The 15,109-nt window shown below is 58.9% G+C and carries 12 protein-coding genes; 8 read left to right on the forward strand and 4 right to left on the reverse strand.

Annotated features, from left to right (window positions below; genetic code table 11):
* The 4 genes from ABDK06_RS00005 to ABDK06_RS00020 form a co-directional block, all read left to right on the forward strand.
* Positions 1-382 (forward strand): polymorphic toxin type 50 domain-containing protein (locus ABDK06_RS00005; protein ID WP_394937624.1); only part of this gene is annotated, 382 nt, incomplete at its 5' end.
* A 42-nt stretch (positions 383-424) separates the two neighbouring features.
* Positions 425-748, forward strand: a complete 324-nt coding sequence (locus ABDK06_RS00010; protein WP_394937626.1) for a hypothetical protein — start codon at positions 425-427, stop codon at positions 746-748.
* 1,850 nt (positions 749-2,598) lie between these two features.
* The gene (locus ABDK06_RS00015; RefSeq protein WP_394937628.1) at positions 2,599-3,036 is read left to right on the forward strand and encodes a hypothetical protein; all 438 of its coding nucleotides are present in this window, start codon (positions 2,599-2,601) and stop codon (positions 3,034-3,036) included.
* A 438-nt stretch (positions 3,037-3,474) separates the two neighbouring features.
* The gene (locus ABDK06_RS00020; RefSeq protein WP_394937630.1) at positions 3,475-3,855 is read left to right on the forward strand and encodes a hypothetical protein; all 381 of its coding nucleotides are present in this window, start codon (positions 3,475-3,477) and stop codon (positions 3,853-3,855) included.
* Positions 3,856-3,958: 103 nt separating this feature from the next.
* On the opposite strand, the gene ABDK06_RS00025 is transcribed toward ABDK06_RS00020, so the two are convergent.
* Complete coding sequence (locus ABDK06_RS00025; protein ID WP_394940759.1) at positions 3,959-5,437, reverse strand: SDR family NAD(P)-dependent oxidoreductase; 1,479 nt, start codon at positions 5,435-5,437, stop codon at positions 3,959-3,961.
* An 83-nt stretch (positions 5,438-5,520) separates the two neighbouring features.
* On the reverse strand, positions 5,521-6,897 hold the full coding sequence (gene glgC / locus ABDK06_RS00030) for a glucose-1-phosphate adenylyltransferase (RefSeq protein ID WP_394937632.1): 1,377 nt from the start codon (positions 6,895-6,897) through the stop codon (positions 5,521-5,523).
* Positions 6,898-6,997: 100 nt separating this feature from the next.
* Here glgC and glgA point away from each other — a divergent pair, with 100 nt between their 5' ends.
* Positions 6,998-8,209, forward strand: a complete 1,212-nt coding sequence (gene glgA, locus ABDK06_RS00035; protein ID WP_394937634.1) for a glycogen synthase — start codon at positions 6,998-7,000, stop codon at positions 8,207-8,209.
* 208 nt (positions 8,210-8,417) lie between these two features.
* Here the strand turns inward: glgA and ABDK06_RS00040 are convergent, their stop codons facing one another.
* The gene (locus ABDK06_RS00040; protein WP_394937636.1) at positions 8,418-10,502 is read right to left on the reverse strand and encodes an acyl-CoA dehydrogenase family protein; all 2,085 of its coding nucleotides are present in this window, start codon (positions 10,500-10,502) and stop codon (positions 8,418-8,420) included.
* Complete coding sequence (locus ABDK06_RS00045) at positions 10,495-11,256, reverse strand: TetR/AcrR family transcriptional regulator (RefSeq protein WP_394937638.1); 762 nt, start codon at positions 11,254-11,256, stop codon at positions 10,495-10,497. The genes ABDK06_RS00040 and ABDK06_RS00045 overlap by 8 nt, the downstream gene beginning before the upstream one ends.
* A 105-nt stretch (positions 11,257-11,361) precedes the next feature.
* Between ABDK06_RS00045 and ABDK06_RS00050 the strand changes: the two genes are divergently transcribed.
* The 3 genes from ABDK06_RS00050 to ABDK06_RS00060 are packed head-to-tail and all read left to right on the forward strand — an operon-like array spanning position 11,362 to position 15,054.
* Entirely contained in the window at positions 11,362-12,777 is a 1,416-nt protein-coding gene (locus ABDK06_RS00050) for an acetyl-CoA C-acetyltransferase (protein WP_394937640.1), read from the forward strand.
* Between the two features lies 1 nt (position 12,778).
* Positions 12,779-14,146 (forward strand): 3-oxoacyl-ACP reductase, encoded by a 1,368-nt coding sequence (locus ABDK06_RS00055; protein ID WP_394937642.1) that lies wholly within the window; start codon positions 12,779-12,781, stop codon positions 14,144-14,146.
* Positions 14,143-15,054, forward strand: a complete 912-nt coding sequence (locus tag ABDK06_RS00060) for a MaoC family dehydratase (RefSeq protein ID WP_394937644.1) — start codon at positions 14,143-14,145, stop codon at positions 15,052-15,054. The genes ABDK06_RS00055 and ABDK06_RS00060 overlap by 4 nt, the downstream gene beginning before the upstream one ends.
* The last annotated feature ends 55 nt before the right edge of the window (positions 15,055-15,109 follow it).

The following is a 15,109-nucleotide window of genomic DNA, read 5'->3' on the forward strand; positions in this document are numbered from 1 at the left end:
TGGTGGTGCTTGGGGCAATGCCGGCGGAAAGATTGCCGGAGCCGAGGAACAACAAGCCGCCAGCCTCCAAGCTGCTAAAATCCAAGCTGCCAAGAACGGAGCACAACAAGCCGCCAACGGACCAGGCTTACCCGCAATGGTGCATTGGGGACAACAGGCTAAGCATTTTCCTGGCCACCCAAATTATGGTTTGGGTAAAGGAATAATTACTGAAAATCCAGAAAAATTAGCTGATTATTTGGGTTCCGGAAACTCAGTTGGTAACGCTCTTAGAGGTCAGCCCGGTTTTAGAGAACGGATAGATTTTGGATTTAAGATTGGAAGTTTTTCTGATAAAGATGGAGAACTTTTGCCAACGACCGTCGGTATAGTTCATCTATAGGATAGATGGCACTTTTCATATTGTGCCCGGGAGGCCAGTACGGTGAATGAAGAAATAAAAGAATTTAGAATCAGTGTACTTCTATTCATGCAGCGTGCCCTATTGGACGCAGTAACTCCGGGTCTTCGAGGCGTGTCTGTAGGAATCGGGTTAAAAAAAATTACAGCTCTTTTTATCTATGAAGCAACTCCGACATTGGATGAATTAGAGTTGATTTCTTTTTCTGAAACACAAATTGTTGCAGATTTTGATGAATCTGTTTCTATTTCTTTCGATATTAAAGTTATTCCCGCATCGAAAGATCGAATAATAAGTATTGGTAACGAATGGGTCTATCTTAGGCATGAACGGACCCCAAATCTGTAAGGCTAGAGTTCTTTCAAATACTTTGACGCAAGAATTTTTCAAAGAGACAGTGCATTTATTTGAAGCGTTTGGTATAGATTGGAGCTTCCAGCACTAATGGTTAATCCCAATGCAACGTCGATTAATCCCAATACAGGATTTTCCGCTGTGCTTTGGAGGAGATGAGGTGGATTCCGATGTCATAACCGCTGCAGTTGTTCTTTGGACTGGTTGGGGAAGAACGAAGTGGCCGGAGCGAAGTGAGTCGGCACTTGTAGACGCATAGGTGTCAGCATCGCCTCAACGTTGCTTTCGGAGGTCGGCGTCTTGAAGATGAGTTCTATTCTTCCGAGGCGAACCTTACAGCTGTTGATTTACAGTCGATGGGTAAACAGGCTGCTGAGGAATTTCGCGACTCATATCCTTGTATTGGTGAAAATACAGTTCAGGCATTCATATGGTGCTATACATATGACTAACGAAGACCAGCTGATGATCGTCGAGGCTCGTGCAGCTCTCGAATCGACTGCCTTGCCAGAGCGTTACTGGGCAGTGGGCGAATTTGAGGATGACAGACTTTGCCTCCTTCGATCCCGAGTTCACCGATGAAGATGAGGGCGACATGAGCGGCATCTGAGCGAACTTGAGGCATTGGTTGGCAACGACACCGTGGTGGGTTCTTCGTGTGACGTGCGGGCTCAGCGGCAGATTTCCCCGACTGATGGCGTGTGTTGGACTTTCCTCGCTAGAACTTGAGTGTCAGTGGACTTCGGCGGTGATGAGGCAGATCATGGCCTTGATGATGAAAGCGGGTCCTTTTTCCACGACTGTGGGGATAGTTCACTATAGGATAGACGGCAGTTTCCATATTGTGCCAGGGAAGCCTTTACGATGAGCGAGGAAAATATGGATTTTAGAGTCAGAGTGCTTCTCTCAATTCAATGCGCTTTATTGGAGGCGGTGACTCCGACACTTCGTGGTGTTTCTGTTAATATAGAGCCAAAAATATCAAAGCACTGTTCATTTATGAATCCGCTCCGACGCTAGATGAATTAGAACTAGTTTCGATTTCGGAAACTGAATGTATAGCAGATTTTGATGCCTCTGTTTCTGTTTCATTCAGTACAAAAGTGATCCCTATATCTGAAGATAGGATGACCAGCGTAGATGAGAGATGGACGTATCTTCGATACGAAGATACGTCGAATGTGTGAGATTAGAGCGAATTTAATTAAGAATTTTATAGAGAAATTTAACTCTTGGTCAAAGGAAATATCAAAGGTTCTGGATTCTTAGCAGTAGAAGTAGTTGCTGGGGCGCAAACATCTAAAAACGGAGCACATTCTTTCTCTCAACTGCAGCAAGTTGAAATCTCCAAAGCTCCTTTCGTACGGGGACTCGCCAAAGTTTCGGGAACCACCATCGGCTACACCAAGACGACGGTCATATCGGACAGAACTATCGTCCACGTCAAGGACAGGCTTCTGTCATGAGCGTCTACAACGACCGCCTAAGCGCCCGTGGCCCGCTCTTGGCCTTGGGGCCGGAGTTGGATGCACTTCAACGATGCGAGCTGACTGCAGGCGAGCTGTCGGCCCTGGTTGATCGTGTGAAGGTAGGACTAGAGCTTGATGCGTTCACTAGATGGAAGAAAATGGTATATATGAAATATTTACCAGGCCGACTTTGAATGGAAATACGTAGCTAATGACACACAGATTCTTCCGTCCGGAGAGGTGATGAAGAAATAGAACAGTAAAGTTCATTCCAATAATTTCTTCAAGGTTGAATATTCAGAAGAATTCCCAAATCGTAAAATTGACTACTTTTTTGAGGAGAAGAGATTTATTAAGCGAAGGGAGGTAATAGAGGTGAATTTTGGTGACGGTCAGTCATGGCTCGGAGAAATCGGGACTTCATCGCCACTGATTGCCGGAGTCGTTACTGGAATATTCGGCTTCTCGGAAGAAAATATATTTTGTATAATTCAGCAAGGGGTAATTTTTCTCATCAATGCTACGGATCCTGCGACTTACCGGGAGATTGACTCTGATGGAGGTATTGTTTGGATGCATTTTGAGGAAAAGGAAAATATTTTGCTCTTAGGGTCTCAGTGGACAATAACTGGAGTAGGTCCCGATGGGTTCATATGGAGGACTCCGCGGCTTTCAATAGATGGATTTAAGGTTAGCGGTATATCTGGGTGGAATATTTTAGGGACCTCTGATCCTGAGAGCGATGGATCACATGAATTTTCTGTCGATCTAAGATCCGGTGTCACAGTTGGAAAATTTATTGGAATCCTATAAGTGAATTATATAATTTGTTATCTAATAACATACTTGGATTGGATGTCTCCAGTTGGATGTTGAATTTTTGTCAAAGATTCTCGATAAAAACCTTGTGTCAGAAAATCTATATTCTGTCGATGGTGGTACACCGAGCGAGAAGTTCGTTTTAGAAGATCGAAGATCGACTTGGGCGGTATACTACTCCGAAAGAGGCTGTAGATCTGGGGAAAAAATATTCCAAAACGAGAATGATGCTTGCATCTATTTCATGAGCTTTCTAGAAGAATAACTAGGAATAAATCTTGTATAATTTTCATGCAAATTTAATTGTGAAGGATAATTTTTTGTGGATTTTTGATTTTGCCTTGAGAGGGTGTTCGAAAATTGCAAACCCAAACGCTGATTGAGGGTCGGCGTTTCCTTATCTCTTCATCCGAAATCTCCGAACAGCTCTCGATGAAGATAGCTGTCCAAGTAGATGGCGGAGAGTTGTGGGAGACGGAAGATTACTCTTGGCGGGATCCTCCCTTCGGCATATCTGGATCCGTTCTTTTTCTCTGGACAGCCAGGAAATTGATATTGATCTGCTCCTCAGAGGTAGTTCATATTGAAGTCATTATTGATGAAGATATCATTATATTTTTTCCCCATGAATCTGGATGGTTGCTAATTTGCGAAACTTCAGTCAGATTAGTTTGTAAAGGAGAGGAGGCGTCGAGAATTGAGTTGGGAAGTGTAGTGGTTTCGTCCTATCTGATTGATGATGACGTAGTTTCTCTGACCGATGAAGAGGGAAAATTTTCTTACCTCAATTTATCGAATTATGAACTCTTTTGATTTTTACTGCTTCGCCTTCGGCTGGTTAGCTGAACCACAGCGAATATTTTGAGCTACCGGCGAGCTGCTGGTTCGTTGAGAACTTCAGTCTGGCCACAACACTTCACCAAGCACTCACCTTATAGTCCTTCAAAAAGCTCCCGTAGAGATCCACCCCGGCTTCGCCCATCACGATCGGGTCGTAGACCCTGGCCGCGCCGTCCACTAGGTCCAGGGGTGCGTGGAAGCCTTCTTCTGCCAGCCGGATCTTGGTCTCGTAAGGCCGCTCATCGGTGATCCAGCCGGTGTCCACCGCCGTCATCAGAATCCCGTCGCTCTCCAGCATCTCGCCGGCTGAGGTCCTGGTCATCATATTGAGCGAGGCCTTCGCCATATTGGTGTGCGGGTGCCCCGGCCCCTTATAGGCCCGGGAGAACTGCCCTTCCATCGCCGAAACATTCACAATGTACTTACGCCGCGCGGCGGAACGCCGCATCGCTGGCCGCAGCCTGGACACCAGCAGGAACGGAGCCGTGACATTGCACAGCTGCACTTCCAGCATCTCCAGCGGATCGACCTGCTCCACTACTTGAGTCCAGGAGTTGAGGTTCCCCAGATCCGGCACCAGCCCGCCGGCGTCGATCGCGGTGCCCGCGAGATGCCGCTCCAGCGAAGCCGAACCGCTCTGCAAGGCCTGATCGGTCAACGCCTGATTAGCCAACGCCTGCGAGGTCAGTGCCAAAGAGGTGAGAGCATCGGTGGCCAGCACCGGATGCTCACCGAGCGAAGAGGCCAGCGCAAGCGGGTGCTTATCGTGAGCGTGCCCGAAGGTGAGCAGCCGGGGGCCGCCCTGCGCCTCGCTCAGCTCAGCGGGCAGCGGAGCGTTCTCGGCGTCGGCCAGCGGCTGGTACGCGCCGGGGGAGCGCCGCACGGTCTGCGCGGCATTATTGATCAGAATATCCAAGGGCTCGGACGAAAGAGAGTCGGTCAGGGCGATCACCTGAGAGGGATCACGCAGGTCGATGCCGACGATCTGCAGTCGGTGCAGCCACTCCGCGGAGTCTTCCATCGCCGCGAAGCGCCGGGCGGCGTCACTCGGAAACCTCGTGGTGATGGTGGTGTGTGCGCCGTCTCGCAGCAGCCGGAGTGCGATGTACATGCCGATCTTGGCCCGGCCCCCGGTGAGCAGCGCCCGCTTGCCGCTCAGATCGGTGCGGGCATCCCGCTTCGAGTGGTTGAACGCCGCGCACTCCGGGCAGAGCTGATGGTAAAACGCGTCCACCTGGGTGTAGGGCTGCTTGCAGATATAACAGGGCCTGGGCCGTTGCAGCACCCCGGCGATCTCGCCGCTCACCGAGGAGGAGAGCTTATTGCCGCGCGTCTCGTCGTCGATCCGGTCCGGAGCCGCCGTCGCGGTCAGCGCGATCACCGCGCGGTCGGCCTCGGCCACGGCGTCGCGCTTCACTACCCGGCGATAGCGTTTGACCGCTTTGAACATCTTGCCGGTGGCCCGGCGCACCGCAACGTACCGGGGGTCCTCCTCGTCCAGCAGGTGCACCCTGCCGAGCACCTTGAGCGCGGTCTCGATCTCCTCGGCGCTCAGCTGTTCAGCCTGGGCTTGCTCGGCTTGGGCCTCAGCCTCGGCTTGCTCCGCTTCTTCAGGACTGCTGAATGACTCTGTAGTGCTCACCCATCAACTTTAGACGCTGACGACGTCGTCCCCGCACTCCCGCCCTCGGCCACGGCGTCCGGCACCGCTCGAGAGCCAGCTGCCGCCGTTACGGCAGCAGTCTCCTTCGGCTTCGGCTCAGTAACTGGAACGACGGGAACCGGAACGACCTGCCCCTTGGAGAGCACAGTGATCCCGGACTCGGTCACCCGGAAACCCTGGGCGGCGTCCTGCACCGGATCGACGCCGATGGTCGCCCCGGCGGGAACGCGCACGTTCTTATCCAGAATGGCCTTGCGCACCACGGCACCGGGGCCGATGGTCACCTTGTCCATCAGCACCGAATCCTCCACCACCGCGCCCTCGGCGATATACACATCGTGCCCCAGCACGCTGCCGGTCACTGTACCGCCGGAGATCACCACACCGTTGGACACAATGGAATCCTCGGCGGTACCGGGGGAGGACTCGCCGCGCACCAGCTTGGCCGGCGGAGAGATGGACTGCCGGGTGTAGATCGGCCATTCGAGATTGTAGAGGTTGAAGACTGGCAGCGGTGAGATCAGGTCCATCTGCGCGTCGAAATACGAATCCAGGGTGCCCACGTCACGCCAGTAGTAGCGGTCCCGGTCCGTCGCGCCGGGGATGTCATTGTGATTGAAGTCGTAGACCCCTGCCTCGCCGCGTTCCACGAAGTAGGGGATGATGTCGCCACCCATATCGTGCTTGGTGTCGAGCTGCTCGGCGTCGTGGTCCAGAGCCGCGAGTAGATCAGCGGTGGTGAAGACATAATTGCCCATCGACGCCAGGAATTGGGTGGGATCCTCCTCCAGGCCCGGAGTGGTGGCGGGCTTTTCTACGAAAGCCTTGATCTTCCCGGCGTCCGAAGGATCGCTTTCAATGACCCCGAAGGACGGCGCGAACTCAAGCGGCTGCCGCACCCCGGCCACCGTGACCGCCAGACCGGAGGCGATATGCGCCTGAACCATCTGTGAGAAATCCATCCGGTAGACGTGATCTGCGCCGACCACCACAACATAGTCTGGCTGGGCGTCGTGGATCAGGTTGAGGGACTGGTAGATCGCATTGGCGCTGCCCAGGAACCAGCTCTTACCCACCCGCTGCTGCGCGGGAACCGAGGCGACGTAGTTTCCCAGCAGGTTCGACATTCGCCAGGTCTCGGAGATATGCCGGTCCAGGGAGTGGGATTTGTACTGGGTGAGCACCACGATCTGCCGATAACCGGAGTTCACCAGATTCGAGAGCGCGAAGTCAATCAGCCGATAGCCACCGGCAAAAGGTACCGCGGGTTTGGCTCGGTCGGTGGTCAACGGCATGAGCCGGTTACCCTCGCCGCCCGCCAGCACAATCGCCAGAACTTTCGTTACCGCCATACTGCTCTCACCACGCCTTTCCCCAGAACTGGGGCTATGAGTTCAACGTCGAACACCTTCACAGTAGAACACGAACCAGAGGAAGCACTACCGTATGAGCATGCGCATCGATATTGTGACCAAAGAATTCCCGCCCGAGATCTACGGCGGCGCTGGAGTGCACGTCGCCGAGCTCTCCAGAGTGCTCGCTCCGCAGCTCGATCTGCGCGTCCGGGCCTTCGGTGCGCCGCGGCCCGAGGACTACTTCGGAGCCAAGGTTTCCTCGTATCAGCCGCCCTCCGATCTGGCGCAGGCGAACGCTGCGCTGCAGACTCTGGGCCTGGATCTACGCATTGTTCCGGACATCGCCGGGGCAGATCTGGTGCACTCGCACACCTGGTACGCCAATATGGCTGGTCACTTGGCCTCGCTGTTGCACGGCATCCCGCACGTGCTGAGCGCGCACTCGCTCGAACCGTTGCGGCCCTGGAAAGCCGAGCAACTCGGCGGTGGCTATGCGCTCTCCTCCTGGGCGGAGAAGACCTCCTATCAGGCTGCTGCGGCGATCATCGCGGTCTCCGCCGGGATGCGGGCCGATATTCTGCGCTGTTACCCAGCGGTCGATCCGGCGAAGGTCAAAGTGGTGCACAACGGCATCGACGTGACTCAATGGCAGCCCGCCACCGACGACGCCGAAACCACCGAAGTGGTGCGCGGACTCGGGGTTGATCCGAGCCGTCCTTCGGTGCTCTGGGTTGGCAGGATCACCCGGCAGAAGGGGGTGCCTTATCTCTTGCGGGCCGCTAGCCTGCTCCCCGCTGAGGTGCAGCTGGTGCTCTGCGCCGGAGCCGCGGACACCCCCGAGCTGGGCGCGGAGGTCAATCAGCTGATCGAGCGACTGCGCGAGCAGCGAGGTGCCGAGGGCGTCGTGGTGATCGAACGGATGCTGCCGCGCGCCGAGCTGCGGCAGCTGCTCTCTCACGCCACGGTCTTCGCCTGCCCATCGATCTACGAGCCGCTCGGCATCGTGAATCTGGAGGCGATGGCCTGCGGCACCGCAGTGGTGGCCAGCGCGACCGGTGGCATTCCAGAGGTGGTGGACGACGGCGTGACCGGTCTGCTGGTGCCGCTGGAGCAGCTCAGTGACGGTACCGGGACGCCGCTGGATCAGGAGAAGTTCGTCCGGGACTTCGCCGAGGCGCTGACCACCGTCGTCACCGACCCCGCGAGAGCTCAGCGGATGGGTGCGGCGGGCCGAGCCCGGGCCGAGCAGTACTTCTCCTGGGACGCCATCGGCCAGCAGACCATCGAGGTCTACCAGAGCGTGCTGTAATCCGAACCGGGGCCTCCCCGCAACCCCTGGCACCAGACCCCACTGAAACCGGGATTCACTGGGCCATACTCAGCGGGCCCCACTGAATGCTTGATTCAGTGGGGCCGAGTGAGGTTGTGAGGCCGCATCGGGCACCCGGCCCCGCCCGCTCCGCGGTGCCCGAAGCCACTCCCTGGCCGGGACCCTCGATGCTGCTCAGATCGCGACGTTAGCCCTTCTTAGCTGCCTGTTTCTGCTTGAGCAAGAGGATCTTCTCGTCCACCGGAGCGGAGCCGGAAGCTCGCTGTTTGCGGAAGTAATCGGCTGCCTCGTCCTGGCGGATCTTCTCCGCGCCGGAGGAGATCGGCGCGCGCAGATGATCCTGGGTGTAGCCGAAGACATCGACCAGTTCCAGGGCATGCGGCCGGATCTTGGTCAGCAAGCGGTTGATATAATCGCCCACGGTGCGAGCCCGCTGCATGGAGAGCCGGCCGTTCATCAGGTACCAGGCGAGGTGCTTTTCGATGAGCCCAAGGCCGAACAGGTCACGCACCCAGGTCAGCACCTGCTTGGTCTTCGGATCGGAGACCTTGGCTAGCCCCTCGGTGAAGGCCTCCCACTGCAACAGCTCGGCGTGCGCTCGGGCGGCTTCGATCAGCTCGTCCTGGTGCTCGTTGAAGATCGCGGCGGCCTTGGCCTGGGGCAGCCGGGCAGCGTCTTTGAGCGCATTGCCGACCTCGGCGACCATGGCCTGAACGCGTTCGCTCAGCAGGGCGCGCTGGCTCTCCTCGTCCTTCAAAGCGATGGCGGAGCGCTGCGCACTGCCGGTATCGGCGACGAACTGCGCCACCTGACGTAGACCGGTCTTATTGACCGCGACGTCGGCCGCCTGGTTGGCGGCAAAACGGGCCAGCACGCCGAAGTCCACGTTGCGGAACTCCTTGGCGTAGTCAGCCAGCAGCCGCTTGGCCACCAACTGCAGCAGGATGGTGTTATCGCCCTCGAAGGTGGCGTAGATATCGAGGTCGGCGCGCAGCGAGGCGAAGCGGTTCTCGATCAGGAAGCCGGAACCACCGCAAGCCTCACGGGCTTCCTGCAAGGTGTCCAGGGCGTGCCAAGTGGAGAGCGACTTCAAAGCGGCCGCCAGGGTCTCCAGGTCCTGCCGGTCCTCGTCGGTGTCGTGTGTTCCGGAGAAAACGTCGTCGAACTTCTTCAGCAGCTGTTCGTGCGCGAAGCTCGCCGCATAGGTGGTGGCCAGCCGGCTGAACAGACGGCGCTGGTGCCGCTGGTAGTCGAGCAGCACCTCTTCCTCGGTGTCCGAGCTGGCGTTGAACTGGCGGCGCTCGGAGGCATACTGGATGGCGATCTTGAGCGCCACCTTGGAAGCGGCGACGGCGGCCCCGTCGAGGGAGACCCGGCCCTGCACCAAGGTGCCGATCATGGTGAAGAAACGGCGTCCCGGGCTCGCGATAGGGGAGCTGTAGTTGCCTTCCTCGTCGACATTGCCGTAGCGGTTGAGCAGATTGGTGCGCGGCACCCGGACCTGGTTGAAGTGCAACCGGCCGTTGTCGATGCCGTTCAAGCCGCCCTTGATGCCGTCGTCCTCGCCGCCCACGCCGGGCATGAACTCGTGGGTCTGCGGGTCGCGCAGTTGCACGTAGAAAGCGTGCACCCCGTGGTTGACGCCCTTGGTGATCAGCTGCGCGAAGACCACGGCGGCCAGGCCATCGGTGGCGGCATTGCCGATGTAGTCCTTCCAAGCTGCCCGGAAGGGGGTGTGAATGACGAATTCATCGGTGGCCTCGTCATAGGTGGCGGTGGTGGCGATCGATGCCACATCGGAGCCGTGCCCGGTCTCGGTCATCGCGAAAGAGCCCGGAATCTCCATGCTCATAATGCCCGGCAGCCACTTGTCCTGATGCTCCTGGCTGCCCAAGTGCAGCACCGCAGCACCGAATAGGCCCCACTGCACACCCGCTTTGATCTGCAAGGAAGGATCGGCGGTGACCAGTTCCTCGAAGCCCGCGATATTGCCACCGTGATCCTCTTCGCCGCCGAGCCGCTTCGGGAAGGCCCGGTGCACGGCTTTGACGTCGACCAGCAGCTTGAGCTGGTTGAAAGCCCGCTCCCGGTGCTCGAAGTGAGTCAGCCCTTCGATCTTGTGTACATCTGGCTGCACTGCCAGTTCTCGAGCGAGCTTGCGAACGCTGGACCACTGGCCCAAAAGCAACTCGCCGAGTTCTGCTGTGTCGATCCGGTCGAGCTGAGCCGGCTGGCCCTGAACGCCGGAGGTCTCGGCATGGGTTTCAGTCATCGGAGTCCTTCATTCTGCTTGATTCTTGTGGAGGGAGTTGAGAATTTATGCCTTGGAAAAGCCAGCTGGTGATCTGCCGGGACATTTCTTCGGCGTCCGGCCGGGCCATCGGTCCGGTCGGTGGGCTGTTCAGCCAGAGTTCGCCCGCCGCCCGGACCAGGCCGATGGCCGCAGTGGGCCAGTAGCGTGCCAGCGGTGCAGTCGCCGGATCGCCGGCGAGTAATTCCTGCATCGGTGCGCTCACCATCTGGATGATGGCGTCGAAGAAGCCGCCCAGTGCGTTCTCGGTCAGTGCGCCGTCGAGTTGCTTGAGCCGAGGAGGATCGAGGTGAGCCAGCACCGACGATCCCGAGGGATCAGCAGCCTGCGGGCCAACCGGGTTCTGCGTCACGAAAACATAAACATTCGGAGAGGTCTGAGCCATATGCAAATAGGCGGAGACCATGTTTTGCAGTCCTTGCTGCGGGCTGCGAGCGGTCTTAGCGGCGGAGAGCACCGCGGTCTGCATCTGGCCGATCGCCAGTTCACCCACCGCCTGCTGTAGGCCCGCTTTATCACCAAAATAACGGTAGAACACCGATTTCGAGGTTCCCGCAGCGGCTGCGATGTCGTCCATTGAGGCGTCTGGGCCCAGTCGATGGACGGCCCGTCGGGCGGCTTTGATCAACTCAATCCGGCGCTGTTCACGGTGACTGGCCCAGCGGGCCGACCGGCCGTCGACGGGCTGCTCAGTGATCAGGGGAGCGGTGTTCACGATACCCAGCGTATCAGGTACGCTAGGTATCAGTAATCACCTTTATTCGCTGAGGCACTGAGCTTTGCGGTCAATGTCTCAAACACCGTCTCACCAGGAGTCCCCATGGCCACCCAGAATAGATCCAGCCGAAACCCTGCGAGTGCCACCGCGCAAGCTAAGACGGCGACTGCCGCGGCGGGCACGGCCGAGGCTAAACAGCAGCTGCGGCAGGCTGTGGTGATCGGCGGAAATCGGATTCCCTTCGCGCGCAGCGGCGGTGCCTACACCTACGCCTCGAACCTCTCCATGCTGACCGCGGCCCTCGACGGTTTGGTGGCCCGCTTTGGTCTGCAAGACGAGCGGATCGGCGAGGTGGCCGCTGGCGCCGTCCTCAAGCACTCCCGTGACTTCAACCTGGCCCGCGAAGCCGTGCTCGGCTCGGCGCTGTCAGCGGAAACTCCCGCCTATGATTTGCAGATGGCCTGTGCCACCGGGCTGGAAGCGGTGCTCGGACTGGCTGACAAGATCAAACTCGGCCGCATCGACTCCGCGATTGCCGGTGGAGTGGATTCCGCCTCGGATGCCCCCATCGCGGTCAGCGAAGGACTGCGCACCGCGCTGCTGGATCTGAGCCGCGCCAAAACCCTCGGCCAGCGGGTGCAAATCATCAGCAAGCTCCGGCCCAAAGACCTTTCGCCGAATGCCCCCAGCACCGGGGAGCCGCGTACCGGGCTATCGATGGGTGAGCACCAGGCGATCACCACCGCGCAGTGGAAAATCACCCGGCAGGCACAGGATGAACTCGCCCTGGCCAGCCACAAGAAACTCGCTGCCGCCTACAATCGGGGCTTCTTCGACGATCTGCTCACTTCCTATAAGGGACTGAGTAAGGATTCTAATCTGCGCGCCGACACCAGCTTGGAGAAGCTGGCCAAGCTCAAGCCGGTCTTCGGCAAGCGTCTTGGCGCCGAGGCGACGATGACGGCGGGCAACTCGACTCCGCTGACCGACGGGGCCTCTTCAGTACTGCTCGGATCGGTGGAATGGGCGCAGTCCAAGGACCTGCCGATTCTGGCCAGTGTGGTCGACGGCGAAGCAGGTGCTGTTGACTTCGTACACGGTAAGGACGGCCTGCTGATGGCTCCGGCCTTTGCGGTCCCGCGTCTGCTGGCCCGCAACGGCCTGAGCTTGGCAGACTTTGATTTCTTCGAGATCCACGAGGCTTTTGCTGGAACCGTGCTGAGCACCCTGGCCGCCTGGGAGGACGAGAAATTCGGCCGGGAGCGGCTGGGCCTGGACGGCGCCTTCGGCTCGATCGACCGCAGCAAACTGAATGTGAATGGCTCGTCGCTGGCAGCGGGGCACCCCTTCGCGGCGACCGGCGGCCGGATCGTCGCCAGCCTGGCGAAGATGCTGCACGAAAAGGGCTCGGTGGACGGCAGGCCAGCTCGTGGCCTGATCTCAGTCTGTGCCGCCGGTGGCCAGGGCGTCGTGGCTATTCTCGAAGCTTATGTCCCCGATGGTGAGGGAGTTAACTAAGATGGCCAATCTCAGCAGAAGCATCAAAGCGGATAAGTATACCCAGTTCGTCTCCCACGGTTTCGGCAAGGATCTGGCGAAGAACCTCGGCCTGCCGCAGCCCGCTGTGCTCCGTCGCTTCGATCCGGCCCAGCCTTTGATCAGCGGCCCTGTCCTGGTGCTCGGCTCGACCGAGGGCGCTGAGCAACTGGCCAGTGCACTCCTGGACTGGAAGCTGGATGTTCGCCGGGTTGCCACCCCGAAGCAGAAGCTCGGTGCGATCATCCTGGTGCTCGATGAGCTAGCAGATCCCACCGAGCTCTCCGAGCCGTTGCGGACGGCGGGAAGCTCACTTCGCGATTTGTCCTCCAACGGTCGAGTGGTGACCGTTTCCCGGCCTGCTGCGGCTGATCAGGAACCGGCGGTCGCCGCTGCGCGGCACGGCGTCGATGGCATCCTCCGCTCGCTGGCAAAGGAACTTCGAGCCGGTGCTACTGGCAACGGGATAGTGCTCGCAGAGGGAGTTTCCACCACAGCACCTAGCGCTCTGGGCGCACTGCGGTTCTTCCTCTCCGGGCGTTCCGCCTTTGTCGATGGACAGTTCCTCACGGTGACCTCTGAGGGCGGAGCCCAGCCCGCGGATTGGGCACACCCGCTCGCCGGCAAGGTTGCTGTGGTGACCGGGGCCGCTCGGGGGATCGGGGCAGCGATCGCCAGGACGCTGGCGCGTGACGGGGCGCAGCTCATCGTGGTCGACGTGCCGCAGGCCGGAGATCACTTGGCCGGGGTGGCCAATGAAGTCCATGGCACCGCGCTGCAACTGGATATCACCAGGGAAGACGCCGGTGAGCGCATTCTGGCTCATGCTGAGGAGCGCTACGGAAAGCTCGACATCGTAGTGCATAACGCAGGCATCACCCGCGACAAGCTGCTGGCCAATATGGACCAGGGGCGCTGGGACTCGGTAATCGCGGTCAATATCGCCGCGCAGCTCCGGATCAATCAGGCCCTGCTGGCTTCGAAGGTCTTCCTCGGAGAGCGGCCGCATATTGTTTCGGTGGCCTCGACGAGCGGCATCGCCGGAAACCGCGGGCAAACCAATTACGCCGCCTCGAAAGCCGGAGTGATCGGCATGGTGCGCTCCAGCGCTCGGCTGCTCGCTGAACACGGCGGAACCATCAACGCGGTGGCCCCGGGGTTCATCGAAACCGATATGACCGCGAAGATTCCGTTCGCCACCCGTGAAGTGGCTCGGCGCTTGAACTCCCTGCTGCAAGGAGGTCGCCCGGAGGACGTCGCCGAGACTATTGCCTTCCTGGCGAGCGAGGCGGCGGGTGGTATCACTGGCAATGTGCTGCGGGTCTGCGGGCAGAATATGGTGGGGCAGTGACCAGGGCGGAGGCTTCGCAGCCCCGGCGCATCGTCACACTCCAGGAGCCGCCTTCGCTCGGGAAGCTCTACGCGAAAGCCGGAGGTTCCACAGCGCTTGGCGCGGTAGGTCTGCTGAAGCGGGCGCGCAGCTTCCCGGCGCTGGAATACCGGCTGAACGGTTTGCGGGCGGATCGGCGGAAGCTAAGGGATTTCAATCGCCTGATGCACGGTAGCGACCGGGATGAACTGCCGTCGGGCTTTGTGCACACTATGGCCTTCCCGACATCGATCGCCCTGATGTCAGATGACAGCTTCCCGCTGCCCCTGATCGGCTCAGTTCATCTGGCCAATAGCGTGCAGCACTATCGTCGGATCGATCCGGCGGAGACCCTGGCGGTTCGAGTCTGGTCGCAGAACCCGGCGCAGCACCGGGCGGGCACCCAGGTGGAGATCGTCGCTGAGCTGAGCTCCGAGCAGAGCGGGGAAGTTCTCTGGCACTCCGTTTCAACTTATTTATCACGTGGAATCAGGATCGCTGGGCTGTTGCCTCTCGACGAGCCGGAACGACCGACGTTCCAGGCCCCCGACGCCAATGCGCTCTGGTCGCTGCCCGGCAACATCGGACGGCGCTATGCGGCGGTCTCCGGGGACGTCAACCCGATCCACATGAGCGGGCTGACCGCCAAGGCACTGGGCATGAACCGGGCGATAGCCCACGGCATGTACCTTGCTTCCAAGGCTCTCACCGGTGCTTTGCCCGCGGCGACCGAGGCCTTCCGCTGGGAAGCACGGTTCGCCACTCCGACCTTCATTCCCGGCGCCGTTGCGGTGCGTTTCGACGAAGTCGAGGGTCAGGTCAGCTACCAGGGCTGGAACCCGCGGAACGGGAAGCCGCATTTCTCCGGCACGGTGGAAGCGCTCTCCTAAGCTTTCCTTGGGCTGTGACCTTGAGGCCCTTCCGAAAGGGGAAAGTGCTGAGAGC

The organism is Psychromicrobium ferritrahens, from assembly GCF_043789415.1.
Lineage (GTDB): Bacteria > Actinomycetota > Actinomycetes > Actinomycetales > Micrococcaceae > Renibacterium.

Bases quoted from the DNA above. Each gene is read 5' to 3' on its own strand.
- ABDK06_RS00020 (WP_394937630.1), top strand. From the start codon at position 3,475: ATGAAGATAGCTGTCCAAGTAGATGGCGGAGAGTTGTGGGAGACGGAA.
- glgC (WP_394937632.1), bottom strand. From the start codon at position 6,897: ATGGCGGTAACGAAAGTTCTGGCGATTGTGCTGGCGGGCGGCGAGGGT.
- glgA (WP_394937634.1), top strand. From the start codon at position 6,998: ATGCGCATCGATATTGTGACCAAAGAATTCCCGCCCGAGATCTACGGC.
- ABDK06_RS00040 (WP_394937636.1), bottom strand. From the start codon at position 10,502: ATGACTGAAACCCATGCCGAGACCTCCGGCGTTCAGGGCCAGCCGGCT.
- ABDK06_RS00050 (WP_394937640.1), top strand. From the start codon at position 11,362: ATGGCCACCCAGAATAGATCCAGCCGAAACCCTGCGAGTGCCACCGCG.
- ABDK06_RS00055 (WP_394937642.1), top strand. From the start codon at position 12,779: ATGGCCAATCTCAGCAGAAGCATCAAAGCGGATAAGTATACCCAGTTC.